Raw genomic sequence first — 16,440 nt, 5'->3', positions numbered from 1 at the left:
AGGATGCAGCCAGCGCAACGTCCAACAGTACCGCAGGACGGCGTATTCCTCAACATCCACAATCCAACTGCATGTATGGAACGCATCGAGGCGCTGGCTGGCGACTCAACCCTTCTCACCCGTCCATACATTGCTGCCCAACAGATTGACCCTTCGGCGGCCGTCCGTCAAGAGATAACACGGGTTGTTGTGGACTTTTACGTTCACGCGGCGATCGTGTCGCTGCAGTGTCCGCCCCCGGTCGAGCCGACGGACGCGCGTGCGCAGACCGGATCGAGGCTGAAGAGACCGTTGGCGAGCGACATGAACGGGCGCAGGAAGTTCAGCAGGTACGGCTTGGTCAGGGTGTTGGGCAGCGCGACGACGCTGGCCTTGCCTGCCGGGGTGTCGAAGCTGTACCGCTCACCGCGCTCGAGGTAGAGCCCTTCGTGGCTGGTGGGGTCGAACATGTCGTTGACCCAGCCGACCATCAACATCTGCGCGGCCGCGGCGTTCTCGGGCCGCGTGAACCCGGCGACCAGCTCCTGGGCGAACTGAATGAGGGGATTGCCGCCACGCATGGAGTCGACGTGCGAGCCGTTGACCAACGTCACGCCGATGAATCCGGTGGGGCGCGCTGCGGCGAGCGCGTCGAGGCCGGCGCCGAAGTTGTTCCACATGTAGACCGGCGCGGCGAGTTGGTAGACCGGGATGTCGAGCGGAACCTTCTTCAGCGCCTCCGTCATCTGCGCCGGATCTCCCAGGGCCACGCCGTCGAGCAGCACGACCCCCGCAAGCCGGTCGACGCGCGCGTCGCCGGCCATGTGGCCCGCCATACCGGACACCGCACCACCGCCCAGCGAGTGGCCCATCAGCACGACGCGATCCGGGATCGGTCCGTCGTAACCCGCCGCGTGTGCGCTCTCGGCCAGCGCCGTGTTCCCGGCGCTGAACAGGCCCGCCATCGCCTCGTGCATAGGCGCGCCTCCGAGCCAGCACCCGTCGAGGGCGAAGAAGTTCGAGGTGATCGTCGGGGCGACGACGATGCTGTTCGTGCGTTCGGCGAGCGCCGCCGCGGTGTGGCTGTACCAGGGGCCGCTGGCGAGGAAGCCGTGCTGGAGGTAGATGAGCCGGTCCGGCGGCGCGTCCTCGGCGGTCTTGGGGATGTACCAGTCGGCGGGGACCTCCTTGCCCTCCCCCTCGGCGCACGCGCAGTCGATCCGCAGCGTCGAGGAGCGCACGGTGACCGTGCTGTTCGCCGGGAGGATCGGCGGGCCGCCGAAGATCCGGGTGGCCAGCGCATAGAGGTCGAACACGATCGTGCCGATCACCCGGATGAGGGTGGGAATCTGGGGCGCGGTCGCTGTGGTCGCGGTCAGCGGAGCCGCATACGCCACCTGCTGGACCGCGAATTCCTGCTGAACGAGGTTCTCCTCCGACTGCTCGAGGACGACCGCCGTGCGCTCGTCGGTGGCCTGGGCGCCGGTGCCGACCGTCGTGTCGGCGACGGTCGTCGTGGCGCCCTTGCCGGTTTCGGTTCGGACGCCGGTGTGCTCGTCCGCCGCGATGCGGGTGACGTTGCGCGAGAGCGCGGCGGTCGTCTGCTCGGCGCCGTGGTCACGGCCCGAGCGGGAGTCGGCGACGACCTCTTCGACCGTCTCGTCGGGGGCCTGCTCTTCGACGGTGACGGTGTCGGTTTTTATCCCCTGGCCGGTGCCGGCGTCCACCGCGGCGTCTTCGTTGGCGGCGCCTCCGGTGGACGGGCCTTCGTTCGAGGGGCCTTCGTTGGCGGGGTTGTCGGCGAGAGTGCTGTCGTTTGCCTGCGCTGTTGTGGCGGCGGCGTCCTCACGGGCCGCACCGCGGCGCTTCCGGTCGGGCTGGCGGTCCGTCGCATCGCGGGCGTCGGACTTTCTCGGCGAGTCCGTTACATCGTCCGCGCGTCGAGCACCGACCCGGGTGCGTGGCGGGCCACCGGGCGCGCGCGTGGCGTTCGACCCGGGCGTTTGCGCACCGGTCACGGCGGCGGCCGGAGAATCGGTCGAATCCTTCGTACTGTCAGCCGAATTCGACGACTCGGAACTGCTAGTCCCACCGCCGTCCGAAGACGAGCCGTCCTCGGCGATCGCCACGCCCGCCCCGGCGACCATGGCCGCCGACATTCCCGCGGCGACGACACCCGCGCTCAACCACATCAGAAACCGGTCGACCATGACCTCTCCCGCTCGACGACGGGAGAAAGATAACGGGTTCGCCGGCCGCGAATCGGCCTTATGCGGAAGTTTGCGCGTGCTCGGCCTGCGCGGACGCGCGCTCGACGCGCACGGGCACGCCGGTTAGCCGGGCCATCCCGGCCAGGCTCTCGATGTCCGCGGGATCGCTGGACATCAACCGGTTGACGTTGGCACCGCCGGCGCCGTTGGCCACACGCCATCCGGCGGTGCCCTTGTGGCCCCACCCGTGCGGCACCGCGACCACTCCGGCAACGATGTCCTTGGTGACGAGGACCGGCAGCTCGATCTGGCCGTAAGGCGACGAGATGCGCACGGCGTCGCCGTCGACGATGCCGAGGGTGGCCGCGTCGTCGACGTGCAGGCGCGCCCGATGTATGCGCTCACCGCGCATCAGCAGCGGCGAGTTGTGCATCCACGAGTTCTCCGAGCGCGCCTCACGCATGCCGATCAGCCGCATCGAATAGCCATCGACGACGCTGCGGCGCGTCAGCTTGTCGACCTCGGCGGCGATCTCGTCGTGGCAGAGCCGCACCCGACGACTGCGGTAGACGACGGTGTCGCGCAGCACGCCGGCGCGCAGACGGCCGGCGAGGACGAGGCCGTGCGGATGGTCCGCCGTGAGCTTGGAGAAGCTCAACCCGCCCCGTCGGCCGAACCGGTCGCCACCCTCGGCCAGCCGGATCACCGCGTCGACCAGAATCCGGGGATTTAAGCGAAAGCCGAACGCGGATAATGTTTTTCGGACGACGGCGAGCATGGTCAGGCCTGGCGTCGACCGCCACATCCTGGCGGTCAGTTCGTCGATGATCTCCCACTCCGCGCGGGCCTGCCCCACCGGCGCGATGACGGCCTCGGTGGCCTGTCGGAACGGCGTGGGTTGGAGCGTCTGGAAGGGCAGCGGGAAGTCGTCACGCTCATACATCGACGTCGCGGGCAGCACGTAATCGCAGTGCGCGAGCGTCTCGTTGACGTAAAGATCGATCCCGACCATCAGCTCCAGAGACTGCAACGCGGTCTCCAATTCGTCGCCGTTGGGCACCGACAGCACCGGGTTGCCCGCGCCGACGAAGAGCGCCCTGACCTGTCCGCGTCCCGGCGTCGTGATCTCCTTGGCCATCACTCCCGCGGGCTCGGACCCGAGGACGGACGGAAAGCCGCCGATGCGCGAGCGCTTGCGCCGGTAAACGGTGCGCAGCAGGGCCCCGCCGGCCATGTTCAACCACCGCTCCCCTGGCAGTCCGAGCCGGCCGAACATACTGCCGCCGGGCACATCGAGATTGCCGGCGACCAAGTTGACCGCGTCCAAGAGGTACGTCGTCAGCGTTCCGTTCTCACCGATGCTGGTGCCGACGCGGCCGTACACCGCTGCTCGCTGCGTGCGGACGAGGTCGCGGGCCAGGCCGCGCACCGTCGAGGAATCGATCCTGGTGTGCACCTCGGTGACTTCGGGGCTGAACGGCACGGCCAACCGTTCGAGCCACCGTGCACCGTCGGCCTGCCGCTCCAGTCGAGCCCGATCGACGAGCCCTTCGCCGAACATCACGTGCAGCAGCGACAACAGTAGGTAGGCGTCGCCGTCCGGGACGATGCCCAGCCATTCGAACTGGGCCGCGGTCTCGGTCCGTCGGGGGTCGATCACCAGCACCCGGCCGCCGCGTTTGACGATGTCGTGCATGCGATCGCGGATCCGCGGCACGGTCAGCACGCTGCCGTGGGAGACGACCGGGTTGGCGCCCATGACCACAAGGAAATCCGTGCGCAACACGTCGGGGACCGGCAATGCGAGCGGCGACCCGTAGAGCAGCTGGCTGGCGACGAAGCGGTTGTTCACGTCCTGTGAACCGGCGGTGAAGACGTGCAGCCCGCGACCGGGGCCTGACAGACCGAGCCCGAATCCGGCCATCAGCATGTTGAGGGCCAGCGTGTAGGAGTAGCTGAACGCTCCCGGGTTGCCGAAGTACCAGCCGACCGCGCCGGCGCCGTGCCTGCGGTGGATGTCAGCGAGTCGGGCGGCGATGTCGGTCATCGCCTCGTCCCAGCTCACCGCTTCGAAGCCGCCTTCGGATGTGGGGCCACCTCCCGCTTGCGGGCTTGCGCGAAGACCGTCAGCGCGAGCGCGTCTGCGCAGCGGAGTGGTGACGCGGTCGGGGTCGTTGACTACCTCCGTGAACGCGATGCCCTTCTGGCATGCGAATCCCGCCGAGAGCGGATGGTCCTTATCGGGACGCAGCTCGGTCAGCCGGCCGTCTTCGACGGTCGCGATCATGCCGCAGAGCGGCTCGCAGATCCGGCAGAACGTCGCCTTCTCGAGGCGAGTCCTCGGGGCTTTCGGAACGCGAGCCGCGGGCTCGGCGTCCACGGTGGCGGCCTACTGCTGCGCGCGCGGGATGGCGCCGGTCGGGGCGTCGTCCTCGGCCGTGCGATGCCGGCTCGTCGAGTCGACGTCCGGGATCGAATGCGACTGGTACTGGTGCGTGCCTTCGAGATCGTCGCGGATGGCTTCCTGCGCCTTGGGCGGCAGGGTGTGCATGATCTCGCGCACCCGGGCCTGCCGGCGGTAGACGGCCTGGCGCTCGGGCATACCGGGCGTCGCCTGGATCTGCGGCGGCACACCCTCGATCTCCTCGACGCCACCGTCGTGGTGACCGGCGTCGATCATGGCCTGCTCTTCGGCCATCGTCGACTCGTCCTTCTCCTCGGACATGCCGATCGGGCCGATACGACGACCGTTGAGGAACTGCCGAACGACGGGTTCGTCGCTGGTCAACAGCACTTCGCGCGGCCCGAACATCACCAGGTGCTTGCGGAACAGCATGCCCATGTTGTCGGGCACGGTGCGGGCGATGTTGATGTTGTGGGTCACGATGAGGATCGTGCAGTCGATCTGCGCGTTGATGTCGATGAGCAGCTGGCTCAAGTAGGCGGTACGAACCGGGTCCAGACCCGAGTCGGGCTCGTCGCAGAGGATGATCTGCGGGTCGAGCACCAGCGAGCGCGCCAGGCCGGCACGCTTGCGCATACCACCGGAGATCTCGCCGGGGAACTTGTTCTCGTCGCCGGCCAGACCGACCAGCTCGAGCTTCTCCATGACGATCTGGCGGATCTCGCTTTCCTTCTTCTTGGTGTGCTCACGCAAAGGGAAAGCGGTGTTGTCGTAGAGGCTCATCGAGCCGAAGAGCGCACCGTCCTGGAACATCACGCCGAAGAGCGTGCGGATCTCGTAGAGCTCCTTGGCGGTGCACTGGATCACGTCGGTGCCGTCGACGATGATCTTGCCGCGCTCGGGGCGCAGCAGCCCGATGAGGGACTTCAAGAACACGGATTTACCGGTACCCGAGGGGCCGAGCAGAACGCTGACCTCACCCGGCGGCAAGTCGAAGGTGACGTCCTCCCAGATTCGCTGGGGGCCGAAGGACTTGGTCAGTCCTTCAATCTGGATACCAATGCCCACGCGAGATCCTTCCGCCAATCATCGTCACGCCACAGGTCTTCCCGCTTGTGGCTTGAGTCACTGTAGCCTACCTCCGCAGGCCACCACATGCGTCTGGGGTCAGATTGTGACCCATCAGGAAAACGACTGTGGGGCCGACCCATTTGCTGGATCGACCCCACAGTTGTGGTATTGCCGGACTGGCCGGCGGGGTGTTACTTGACGGTGACCGTCGCGCCCGCGGCCTCGAGCTTGGCCTTGGCATCGTCGGCGGCCGCCTTGTCGACCTTCTCGAGCAGCGGCTTGGGAGCGCCGTCGACGAGGTCCTTGGCCTCCTTGAGGCCCAGCCCGGAGACGATCTCGCGGACGACCTTGATGACGCCGATCTTCTTGTCGCCGGCACCCTCGAGGATGACGTCGAACTCGGACTGCTCCTCGGCGGCCTCGGCGGGGGCACCACCGGCGGCGGGGCCGGCAGCCGCGACGGCGACCGGGGCGGCGGCGGTGACCTCGAAGGTCTCCTCGAACTTCTTGACGAATTCGGAGAGCTCCAGCAGCGTCAGTTCCTTGAACGCGTCGAGCAGTTCGTCAGTGGACAGCTTGGCCATTTTTGGTCCTTTCCTTACTTACATCTGGTTGCGATCTGTGTGCGACAAATCGCAGGTCGGGGTGGGTTAAGCGGCTTCTTCGCCGGCCTTCTTCTCTTGCAGAGCGGCGGCCAGCCGGGCGACCTGCGACGCCGGAGCGTTGAACAGACCGGCGGCCTTGGACAGATTCGCCTTCATCGCGCCGGCCATCTTGGCCAGCAGCACCTCGCGCGACTCCAGGTCGGCGATGCGCTCGACCTCGGACACGCTCAGCGGGCGGCCGTCCATGTAGCCGCCCTTGATGACGAGGGCCTTGTTGTCCTTGGCGAACTTCTTGATCGCCTTGGCGGCGTCGACGGCCTCGCCCTTGACGAACGCGATCGCGGTGGGACCGACGAACAACTCGTCGAGCCCCTCGATGCCCGCCTCCGCCGCGGCACGCTTGACCAGCGTGTTCTTGGCGACCGTGTAGGTGGCGGAATCACCGAGCGAACGGCGCAGGTCCTTGAGGTTGGCCACCGTCAGCCCGCGGTACTCGGTGACGAGCGTCGCCGAAGCCTCCTTGAACTGCTCGGCGATGTCGGCAACCGCGGTGGCCTTGTCAGCCTTGGCCATGCATGCCTCCTCGTGGATGGGTGACCATCGGCCGGAGTGCAGGGCTTTCGGGGCCGGAAACGACGAACGCCCCGACGCAGACGGGTCGGGGCGCAGCAATAGCGTTAGCCTCGTCCTCCTGCGTGGGCCGCCGGGGATCTGATGAGCCGCTTGCGCGGAGAACAACAGACCCGTCCGGACCTTCAACCGATTGCTCGGTGACCGACGGTCTTCGGTGGAACGCCGCCCAGAATAGCCTGCCGCCCGCCGATCAGCCAAAACGCCGAGACTTCTCCCGGCGAGGGCCCACACGCCAGTAGGGGACAGACGCAAAACTGCCCAAAAAGTCGCGAAAAAGGGGCAGGTTTACGTCTGTTCGCGCAAGAGATCCTCGCGCAACAGAGCGGCCGCGCCGACCAGGCCCGCGTCGCCGCCGAGTTCGGCCGGCACGACCTGAACCCCACGAATGAAGTCGAGCCCGGCATAAGACCCGAGCGCCTCCCGGACGGGGTCGAACAGTAGCGCCCCGGACTTGGCCACGCCTCCGCCGATCACGACGCGGTCGAGGTCGCAAACCGCGCCGACCGCCGCGATCATCGCACCCACGGCCACCGCACCCCGGCGGAACGCCCGAATGGCGACGGCGTCTCCGGCGCCAGCGGCGTCGGCCAATTCCTTGGCGTCCGCGTCGGGGGGCGCATCCCACCCGTGCTCGCGCGCCCACTGCGCCATCCGAGGGCCCGCGGCGATGGTCTCCACGCAACCGCGCCCGCCGCAGGCGCACGGCGAGCCATCCGGATCCACGACGACGTGTCCGACGTGCCCGGCGTTGCCGGTCCGACCGTCGTAGGGCGCACCGTCGAGTACCAACCCGCCGCCGACGCCGGTCGAGACCACCATTCCGAGCAGGAAGTCAGCGCCGCGGCCCGCGCCGCGCCAGTGCTCTCCCATCGCCATGCACAAGCCGTCACCGGCGAGGCGCACCGGGGCGCCGACGGTCGTCGACACCCGTTCGACGATCGGAAAGCGTTGCCAGGCGGTGATGTTGATGGGACTCACGGTCCCAGCCGATAGGTCGATCGGCCCGGCCGAGGCGATCCCTGCGCCACGGACCCGCCCACCCGCGGTGGCCAGTGCCTCGGTGATGAGCGAATCCGCTACGGCCCAAATCGTTTCCGCATCACCACGGGGTGTCGGCAACTTCGCCTGGTGCACCAGCGTGCCCGTGTCGTCGACGAGGCCGACGGCGATTTTGGTGCCGCCGACATCGAGCGCGAGAGTGTGGTCGATCATCAGTGCCGGTGGGTGTTGTCGGGTTGTCGGGGATCGCCGGGGTGTTCGTACCCGGGCGCAAGCCGCACGTCTGCCGCACACCGCGCATCCAGCCAGAGCCGGAAGGCCCGACGGCGTGCGGCGGCGCGCAGATGCTCAGCGATCTGGGCTGTGGTGTTGAAGCGCAACGGGTTCCGTTGCCGGTACGACGCCACCTGGTCACCGCTGACGTCGACAGAGGCCGTCAACTCCGCGAACACCGCGCGGGCGAGCGGGTCGGCAAGTACCGACGCCGCCACGCTGCCGATCTCCATCCGCACGGTCATATCCGGCAGTACCTCCGCCTCAGTGGGCGCGCCGTCGGCGTGCAGTCCCCGCGCCGCGGCCTCGGCGGCCACGACGCGTTCGGCAACCAGGAGTTGGGTCAGCCAGCGCCGCAGCTGTCGACCTTCGCTGGTGCCGGGCTGCGGCAGGGCGGAGGCGATCCGTGAACCGCGCAGCGACGCTTCGCGCGCGTCGACCTCATCCAGCGGTACCGGCACTCCGTCCACCGTCGCCGCGATGCCGGCCCACGGGTGGCTCACCGAACCGTCACCTTCACTGCGGGCGAGTACACCAATTGGCCGGCGGCGGCCAACCGGACCAGCGCCCACCACTTCCCCGGCTCCGCCCATGCCGGCGGTGCGACGCCGAACTCGATCTCGGCGGTACCGCGCGCGGCGAGTTCGACGCCGGATACCGGAGGGCCCAACCATTCCCACGTACCCCATGGGCTGACCAAGTGCGCTTCGACGGCGATGTCGGCGTAGGCGTCGGTGGCGACGGTGACCGCCAGCCGCCCCGACTGACCGGCCACCACGTCGACGGGCTCGGGTCCGCTGACGAGCCGCAGCAGGCCGTCGTCCGGCGGCGCATCGACCGCGATGACGCAGACATCCTCGACCACCTGTCGCCATGAGGGCGGGATCGAGACGTGCGCGCCCGTCAGCGCCAGTTCGGCCCGGATCGGATACAACCCCGGCGACACCCCTTCCGGCGGTGTCACGCTCACGCCGGTGTCCAGGTGTTCGCCGGGCGGCAGCATGAACGGCAACACCGCAGGCTCCGCGGTCCAGCCGTCCGGACACAGCAGCCGCACCCGCCCGTGCAGGATCTCGTCGCAGCAGTCACTGGCCACGGTGAGCCGAAGCGGCACAGGGGAATCCGCCATTTCGACGTGTTGGGGATGGAGATGGGCCACTGCGGGCAGCCCGCCGAGCGGCGCCGGACCGCGGTTGTGCAGCCAGTACCGGGCGTAGAGCGGCTGAGCCTCCTCCGCATCCGGCGCCAGCACCGCATGGTCGGCCTGCAGCACCCGCGGCAGGTTGAACCGTGCCAGCACGGTGGCGATCTCGAAGCCGTGCAACGACAACCCGTCCGGGGTGACCTCCTGTACCCGCGGCCGCTCGAGCAGGTCCACCCGAATCGCGGCCGATATTCGGCGCAGCCCTGAGGTGACCGCGACTTCGGTTGTCGCTCCGGTGGTTTCGACCAGCCGCATCGCGACGCCGTCCGATGGGTGAACCGGTCGTGCGCTGCCGCCGGCCAGCGGATTGCCCGCAGCCTTGAGTGCGCCCAGCCGCACCGAGCCCGCCGGCTCGATCTCCAGCAGCGAACCCGACGAGGGAAGGGCGCCCGCCTCTCCCGTGTGGTCCGTCACCGCCAGCAGGGGGGCCGAGAACTCGGCGCTGCGCGCGGGTATCCCGGCCCGACGCCAGTCGCCACTCCCGGAGACCATCGCATAGTCGAACACGTGCGTCCAGTGCTGCAATTGGAAGTTGGACCCGTCCGCTGCGGTGCGTCGCGGCGGATCGATCCAGGTGCCCGACGGCCATCCGGTACACGATCGCATCAGGGAAAGGTTCAGCGTCCCATCGGCTTCGACCGCGAACCCCGGTAGACCGCGATTCAAGACCGCGACCGTACGGTTCTCGAACGGCTGCACGTCGGCCGGCGCGGTCTGCTCGACGACGATTTCCCAGTCGGCCAGGTCGTCGACGACGCCTGCCACGACGTCGTCGAGCGCCGTTCCCGCCAGCACGAGCACCGGCAGCGCCCGCACATCGCGCAGATCCGCGCTCGGCACCCAGGTTTTCGTCAGCGCTGCGGCGGCCGGGACCCAGACCCTGGCCGCGCCGGTCGCGTCGAGTTGCCGGTTCACCTCCTCGGCATAGTCAGCGTCCACGGCTTCGAGAAGGTCTGCGGTGAAGCGGTTTTGATCGGGTCCGCCGAGCGCGATCCGCACGTCGGGAAGGTTCGAGTCGACGGTGAGGTCGCCGTAGCGCGGCTTGTCGGCGCAGCCGCACGTGGCGGTCACCCCGGCGCGCGCGAGCGCGACCATCAGCGGCCGCGCCACCGCGGCCGCGTCTTCGGTCGGCGCGACCACCTCGGCGACCGACACCGCGCGACATCCGTCGCCGATTCGCACCCGCACCGCCGACGACAATCCGAACCAGCCGTACGCCGGGTTGTCGAGCGTCCACGGATGCGTCGCGGCGTCCACCGCCTCGCCACCGCGGTCGTGCAGCAGCGCGAAACCGCGTCCGATCACCGCGTCGCCGACCTCGCTGACCGGCATGGCGCCGGGTATCGGGCACGGCCAGCGCAGCCGCAATAGCTTGTCGGCGCCGGTGAATTCGTCGATCGTCGTCCGACAATCGACGCGGGCGACACCGTGCCACAGCGTGAGAACCTGCGTGTAGCGCAACATGTCGCCGACGGCGCCGTGAATCACCAGGCGCTCGCCGAGCGCTCCGCGATAGGCCTGCACGGTGGCCGCCGCCGCCGAGGAACGCACCACAGGCCCCTTGGGCAGCAGATGCCACGGCCCCTCCCCCGCCTGCGGGTGGGCCGGATATTCGTCGTACACCGCGAGCTCGTTGCCGACGTCACCGTCAGCGATCAGCGATCGCTCGGAGGCACATTCGATGAGCGACTCGACGGCACCACCCCGCGACGGATCCACCCGCAGCCGGTAATGGTCGTTGCCGATTTCGTTACCGCCCACCGCTTCCCACGCGGTCGGCGTATCCGCCTCCTCGAGCCGATACGACCGCCAACCCAGCGACGGCACATCACGGGCGATCCACGTGACCGTGCGACCGCCATGCTCGACGTGAGCCGGCACCTCGTCGCCTGCACAGTCGACCACCCGCATCGTCCCGATCGATTCCGGTAAATGGGCGCTGACGACGTCGGTGCGCTTGTGCGCGACCGGATTCCACACGACGACCGACTCCTCGACCGCACCCGACAGCACGGCCAGCGCGCTGTTGCGGGCCGCCCTGCCCAACTCCCACGCGTCGCGCCAGCCGGTCAGCAGGTCGAGATACACCTGATCGGACTCCGAACCGGTGATCGCGTCGTGGTGCGCACCATAGGCCAGCTGCACCCAGGCCTTGGCCAACGCCGCCTGAGGGTACGTCGCGCCACCGAGCAGTCCGGCGAACACCGCGAACTTCTCGGCGTCGAGCACGACGTCCTCGGCCGCCCGGTTGGCCTGCTTGGTGTCGATGTAGGAGACGTCCTTACCGGTGTAGATCGGGTTCATGTCCCGCGTCTGCGGCGGCGCCTCGACACGCCGCTCGTCCAGTTCGTCGCGCACCGCGGCGAAGAACTCCCTGGGCAGCGCGCACACGAACCGGGGCCAGGTGTAACGGGCGTTCCAGTTGCGGTGAATCTCGGTGACCCACTTGTTCGGTGGCGTGTAGTCGGTGCCCACCGGCAGCAGCACATTGCGGGTCAGCGCCACCTTCTTCAGCGACGTGAACAAGCGGTACGTCTCGTCTTCGGCGGCCTGCAGCGTCGGCGCCGAATCCATCCACCAACCTGCCGCGTAATGTGCGGGCATGTAATGCGTCAGCAGCCCGCGCCCCGACGGAGCAAGCCATTCGAACTCGCTGCTGAACTGCATGCGCTCAGGGTCGCCGCCGTCGGCCATCGGACCCCACTGGTGGTGCGGGCCGCGTGCCCATGAACTCGACGTTAGCCCGGCGTCTGCGGCCATACCCGGAAACTGCGGGTCATGGCCGAACGCGTCGAGCTGCCAGGCGGTCGCCGGGTCGGCTCCGAGCACGTCGCGCTGAAAGCCGATGCCGTGCACGAAGTTTCGGATGGTCGTTTCGGGGCTGGTGAGGTTGGTGTTCGGTTCGTTGTAGGTTCCGCCCATGATCTCGACGCGGCCCTCGGCGAGGAAGCGGCGCAGGTCGTCGCGATCTTCGGGGTGGGTGTCCCAGAACGGCTTGAGGTAGTCGACCTCGGCCAGCACGAACTTGTATTCGGGTTCCCGGCGGGCCATTTCGAGATGGGCGCTGACCAGATCGAAGCCGTTGGTCTGCCGGCACCGGCCCGGCGGGTCCTCGCTCCACACGCTGGTGTACGCGGCCTGGGTGTTCCACCACACCGGGTCGTAGTGGAAGTGGCTGATCATGTACATCGTCCAGCCGGGCTCGGCGACGGTGAACACGAACGGCGTGATGCCATCACCCGTCGCGACCCGTGCCGGTCGCTGCTCGCCTGGCCGCGGATCGGTCACCGCGACCGCCAGCTCGACGCTGCCGTCCGCGGCGACACTACGGGCGTGACCCGCCAGGCCGTCACCGTCGACGCGCACCTCGCCAGCGCCGTCGGCGTAGGTGACCCGCACAATCTGCAGCGGCGCATCCGCGGGCCCGACGAACAGATCCGTCGACTCCGCCGAGATGACCCGCACAACCAAACCCTACGTGCGGTCGACGCGGCAGTGATCGAAACCGCGGTGTCGAAGCAGGTCAGTCCCGGGAGATGTCGACGACGAGGGCGCGATGATCGGAGATCGGCAGTTTTGGGGCGCAGCACCGCTCCACCCGCAGGCCGCGGTCGTCGGTGACGATGTGGTCGAGTTGGCGATCGGGCTCGTCGGACGGGAACGTGATCGCCTCGGCGAGCGGATGCAGACGCGTCCACCGCCACACCGACCGCGGCACCATGTTCAGATCGCCCATCAGCACGCGCGGCGTCGGAAAGCCGCGCATGTCACGCAGCAGCCGCCGCAACTGCATCCGGTTCCACCCCGGCACGAACGACAGATGCGTGTTCGCCACGGTCAACGGGCCCAGCGGCGTGTTCAATTGGCCGATCACCGCCGCTCGCGGCTCCTCGTTGACGACCTTCACCCGATTCGGTCCGGGCAGATACATCGGAAACCGCACCGGGATTCGCGGCAACCGCAACACCTGCCACGACTCCGCGGGAAACCGCGACAACAGCGCGATGCCGTAGGCCGCGGTTCCGGGCTGCTCGTCACCGGTGGCCGCCATCCAGGTGGCGCCCGGTGTGCCGGAGATCGCAGCCACGAAGCGGTGGCTCACCGCGCCCATCGCCTCGGCGGCGACCGCAGTCAGGTCGGCCATCCCAGAACGCGGCTGGTCGAGGTCGACTTCCTGCAAAGCCAGGACGTCGGCGTCAAGTTCCCGGACCGCCTGCACGAGGCGATCCCGGTGAACCAGCCCGTCGTGCACGTTGCGCCCGTGCAAGATGTTGAAGGTGGCCATCCGCATCTGCATGGGTACTAGCTACCCACAATGTCCGCTAGGCGATCAGTCGGCCCCAGGAGAATAGTGCCACAGCGAAACGATGATCTGCGCGACGCGCTCAAGCGCGCGGCGTCGGCATTGCGCGCTTCGGGCCCGGATTTCGCACTGGGCGGTAGTTACGCGCTGTGGGTGTTCGGCGGCCCGGAGCCCGTTCACGACGTCGATTTCGTGGTCGCCGAGCCCGATACCGAGAAGGCGGCGGCGACGTTGGAGGAAGCGGGTTTCCGCGTCGAGCGCACCCCGGAGGACTGGCTGTTCAAGGCCTGCGTCGAGGACGACTTCGTGATCGACGTGCTGCACCGGCTCAACGGCGTTCCGGTCGACAAGGAGAGCATCCTGGCCGCCGAGGAGTATGACGTGCTCGCGGTGCGGATGCGCGTGCTCGCGCCGACCGAGGTCATGCGCGAGAAGCTGAACTCTCTCAACGAACACCACTGCGACTTCGCCGGGTTGCTGCCCGCGGTGCGCGCGGTGCGCGAACAACTGGACTGGGAGCAACTACGCGTCGACACCGCCGACAACCCGTTCGCGTCGGCGTTCCTGATGCTCGCGGACCGCTTGGAGCTCACCGGCTGACGCTGCGCCCCAGCCGCTCGGACACCACCTCGGCCGCCCGCACCACCTCCAGTGGCGAGAGCACCTCGAAGTCGCATCCCACCATCGCGAAGAAAAGCACCATGCGTTCGGGATCGTCGGCACCGGCGGTGACGATGCACGTGTCGGGGCCGTCGGACTCGATCGTCACCGATGCCGCTGAGAAGTGCTGCGCGACAACGCTTTCAGGCGCTTCGAAGCGGACGCGCGCGACATATCGGTACGGCGAGCTGCTGATCGACCGCTGCACGTAGGCCGCCGCGTCGGGCGCCTCGCGGGGCGTGAAGGTGCTGCCCTGCGCGCGCACGTCGTTCATCCGGTCGAGCCGCAGACTGCGCCAGTCCTGTTTGTCGCGGTCGTAGGCCAGCAGGTACCAGCGCCGCCCCGTGGTGACCAGCTGATAGGGCTCGAGCCGGCGCTGAGTGGCATTGCCGCGAATGTCGACGTAACCGGCGGAGACGTGCTCGTGGTCGCGGGATGCTCGGGCCAGCGTCATCAACACGTCGGGCGCGACCGGTGCATCCGGGGACGGCGACATCAGGGTGACGGTCGAGTCGTGCACCGCGGCCACCTGCGAGCGCAGCTTCGACGGCATCACCTGATCGAGCTTGCTCAGCGCGCGCAACGCCGATTCGCCGACGCCGGCGACCGTTCCGCCCGCGGCCAGGCGTAGGCATACCGCCATCGCGACGGCCTCGTCGGGGTCCAGCAGCAGCGGCGGCAGCGCCGCGCCGGCGCCGAGCTGATACCCGCCGCCGTGGCCCTTGCTGGCGTGGACCGGATACCCGAGGTCGCGCAGCCGCTCGACGTCGCGGCGCACACTGCGCGTGGTCACTCCCAGGCGTCCGGCGAGCTCCTCGCTCGTCCACACCCGGCGCGCCTGGAGCAAACCCAAAAGCTGCAGTACCCGGCTCGTCGTCTCCGACATGTACGCAGCCTGCCTCACTCATAGGACCGAAACTGTCCTATAACCCTGCCAGAGTGATCATATGCCCACGACGATCACCCACGAGCTGGCAGAACAGGCGGACTTCCACTGGACCAACTTCCTGCGCCCCCGGTTCCAGGGGCTCACCGACGACGAGTACTTCTGGCGGCCGGTCGCGGACTGCTGGACGGTCCACCCCGACGGGAGGATCGACTTCGCATATCCCGAACCGACGCCGCCGCCGTTCACGACGATCGCCTGGCGACTGGCACACCTCATCGTCGGGGTCTTCGCTATGCGCAACCACAGCCATTTCAACGCGCCGGCCGCCGACTACCAGTCGTGGCACTACGCCACCGACGCGACGACCGCGCTGCGACAACTCGACGAGCAGTACAACACCTGGATCGAGGGCGTACGAGAGTTGTCCGAAGAGGACCTGAACCGGCCGTGCGGACCCGCCGAAGGACCCTACGCGGACTATCCGCTCATCGCGCTCGTCCTGCACATCAACCGCGAGCTCATCCACCACGGCGCCGAAATCGCCTGCATCCGAGACCTTTACGCCCACACCAACCCGAAAGGAAATTGAGTATGCCCGCTCTGCCCCCACCCGTTGCCGACGAGCGCGAGGGCCTGCGCGAATACCTGGCCGCGCAGCAGTACGCCTTCCACGCCGTGGCCTTCGGCTTGACCGACGAACAGGCGCGGTCGACACCATCGGTCAGCGCGCTGTCGATCGGCGGTTTGATCAAGCACGTAACCAACTGCCAACGCGGGTGGATGGCGCGCGTGGCCGCCGCGCCGGAGATGACCGAGAGCGACCGCCGTCCGATGGCGAATCAGCAGGCCGACTACCAGAGCGAATTCGTCATGGGCAAGGACGAGACCCTTGCTGACATTCTCGCCAGGTTCGACGAGCAGAACGCCGAAACCGTCCGGTTGATCGAAACCGCGGACCTCGGTGCGGCGGTGCCGATCCCGCCGCACGTGCCGTGGTTTCCCAAGGACGTTCCGGCGTGGTCGGTGCGGTGGGTGATCTTCCACATGATCGAGGAGCTGGCCCGGCACGCCGGACAGGCCGACATCATCCGCGAAACCATCGACGGCGCAACGCTCTACGAGCTGCTGGCGGGCCTCGAAGACTGGGAGCCCACACCGTGGTTGACGCCGTGGGGCAAGCAACCGGTCGGCGGTCAGGTGTAGAAAGCAC

The 16,440-nt window shown here is 68.3% G+C and carries 13 protein-coding genes; 3 read left to right on the top strand and 10 right to left on the bottom strand.

Annotation, left to right across the window (positions count from 1 at the left end; translation table 11 throughout):
* Nucleotides 1–203: 203 nt before the first annotated feature.
* The 9 genes from A5650_RS24705 to A5650_RS24665 form a co-directional block, all read right to left on the bottom strand.
* On the bottom strand, nt 204–2,189 hold the full coding sequence (locus A5650_RS24705; protein WP_067298262.1) for an alpha/beta hydrolase: 1,986 nt from the start codon (nt 2,187–2,189) through the stop codon (nt 204–206).
* A 58-nt stretch (nt 2,190–2,247) separates the two neighbouring features.
* The gene (locus A5650_RS24700; protein WP_286150404.1) at nt 2,248–4,569 is read right to left on the bottom strand and encodes a molybdopterin-containing oxidoreductase family protein; all 2,322 of its coding nucleotides are present in this window, start codon (nt 4,567–4,569) and stop codon (nt 2,248–2,250) included.
* 9 nt (nt 4,570–4,578) lie between these two features.
* Nucleotides 4,579–5,661 carry an ABC transporter ATP-binding protein gene (locus tag A5650_RS24695; RefSeq protein ID WP_067298257.1) on the bottom strand — a complete coding sequence of 361 codons (1,083 nt, stop codon included), beginning with the start codon at nt 5,659–5,661 and terminating at the stop codon, nt 4,579–4,581.
* Nucleotides 5,662–5,855: 194 nt separating this feature from the next.
* Nucleotides 5,856–6,248: a 50S ribosomal protein L7/L12 gene (rplL, locus tag A5650_RS24690; protein ID WP_064345556.1), complete on the bottom strand. Its 393-nt coding sequence runs from the start codon at nt 6,246–6,248 to the stop codon at nt 5,856–5,858.
* 66 nt (nt 6,249–6,314) lie between these two features.
* Nucleotides 6,315–6,842 carry a 50S ribosomal protein L10 gene (gene rplJ / locus A5650_RS24685; RefSeq protein ID WP_059101516.1) on the bottom strand — a complete coding sequence of 176 codons (528 nt, stop codon included), beginning with the start codon at nt 6,840–6,842 and terminating at the stop codon, nt 6,315–6,317.
* A gap of 345 nt (nt 6,843–7,187) precedes the next feature.
* Entirely contained in the window at nt 7,188–8,114 is a 927-nt protein-coding gene (locus A5650_RS24680; protein ID WP_067298255.1) for an ROK family protein, read from the bottom strand.
* On the bottom strand, nt 8,114–8,677 hold the full coding sequence (locus A5650_RS24675) for a DUF7158 domain-containing protein (RefSeq protein WP_082950934.1): 564 nt from the start codon (nt 8,675–8,677) through the stop codon (nt 8,114–8,116). The genes A5650_RS24680 and A5650_RS24675 overlap by 1 nt, the downstream gene beginning before the upstream one ends.
* Nucleotides 8,674–12,843, bottom strand: a complete 4,170-nt coding sequence (locus tag A5650_RS24670; RefSeq protein ID WP_067298252.1) for a glycoside hydrolase family 38 N-terminal domain-containing protein — start codon at nt 12,841–12,843, stop codon at nt 8,674–8,676. Before A5650_RS24670 ends, A5650_RS24675 begins: the two co-directional genes overlap by 4 nt.
* Nucleotides 12,844–12,901: 58 nt before the next feature.
* A complete protein-coding gene (locus A5650_RS24665) occupies nt 12,902–13,669 on the bottom strand; it encodes an endonuclease/exonuclease/phosphatase family protein (RefSeq protein WP_067298525.1) in 768 nt (255 codons plus the stop codon).
* Nucleotides 13,670–13,729: 60 nt separating this feature from the next.
* On the opposite strand from A5650_RS24665, the gene A5650_RS24660 reads away from it, so the two are divergent.
* Nucleotides 13,730–14,281, top strand: coding sequence for a hypothetical protein (locus tag A5650_RS24660; protein ID WP_156614132.1), 552 nt, complete (start codon nt 13,730–13,732; stop codon nt 14,279–14,281).
* Here A5650_RS24660 and A5650_RS24655 read toward each other — a convergent pair.
* The gene (locus tag A5650_RS24655) at nt 14,271–15,227 is read right to left on the bottom strand and encodes a helix-turn-helix transcriptional regulator (RefSeq protein WP_067298244.1); all 957 of its coding nucleotides are present in this window, start codon (nt 15,225–15,227) and stop codon (nt 14,271–14,273) included. The genes A5650_RS24660 and A5650_RS24655 overlap by 11 nt on opposite strands.
* A gap of 61 nt (nt 15,228–15,288) precedes the next feature.
* Between A5650_RS24655 and A5650_RS24650 the strand changes: the two genes are divergently transcribed.
* Nucleotides 15,289–15,819: a DinB family protein gene (locus tag A5650_RS24650; protein WP_067298242.1), complete on the top strand. Its 531-nt coding sequence runs from the start codon at nt 15,289–15,291 to the stop codon at nt 15,817–15,819.
* 2 nt (nt 15,820–15,821) lie between these two features.
* Nucleotides 15,822–16,433: a DinB family protein gene (locus tag A5650_RS24645; RefSeq protein ID WP_067298240.1), complete on the top strand. Its 612-nt coding sequence runs from the start codon at nt 15,822–15,824 to the stop codon at nt 16,431–16,433.
* Nucleotides 16,434–16,440 lie beyond the last annotated feature (7 nt).

It is taken from the genome of Mycobacterium sp. 1164985.4, from assembly GCF_001668575.1.
Lineage (GTDB): Bacteria > Actinomycetota > Actinomycetes > Mycobacteriales > Mycobacteriaceae > Mycobacterium.
Note: the sequence above shows the minus strand (reverse complement) of the source record. Positions and strands in the feature narration are given on the sequence as shown.

Coding starts and splice junctions, on each gene's coding strand:
- A5650_RS24705 (WP_067298262.1), bottom strand. CDS start 2,189: ATGGTCGACCGGTTTCTGATGTGGTTGAGCGCGGGTGTCGTCGCCGCG.
- rplL (WP_064345556.1), bottom strand. CDS start 6,248: ATGGCCAAGCTGTCCACTGACGAACTGCTCGACGCGTTCAAGGAACTG.
- rplJ (WP_059101516.1), bottom strand. CDS start 6,842: ATGGCCAAGGCTGACAAGGCCACCGCGGTTGCCGACATCGCCGAGCAG.
- A5650_RS24680 (WP_067298255.1), bottom strand. CDS start 8,114: ATGATCGACCACACTCTCGCGCTCGATGTCGGCGGCACCAAAATCGCC.
- A5650_RS24665 (WP_067298525.1), bottom strand. CDS start 13,669: ATGCGGATGGCCACCTTCAACATCTTGCACGGGCGCAACGTGCACGAC.
- A5650_RS24655 (WP_067298244.1), bottom strand. CDS start 15,227: ATGTCGGAGACGACGAGCCGGGTACTGCAGCTTTTGGGTTTGCTCCAG.
- A5650_RS24650 (WP_067298242.1), top strand. CDS start 15,289: ATGCCCACGACGATCACCCACGAGCTGGCAGAACAGGCGGACTTCCAC.
- A5650_RS24645 (WP_067298240.1), top strand. CDS start 15,822: ATGCCCGCTCTGCCCCCACCCGTTGCCGACGAGCGCGAGGGCCTGCGC.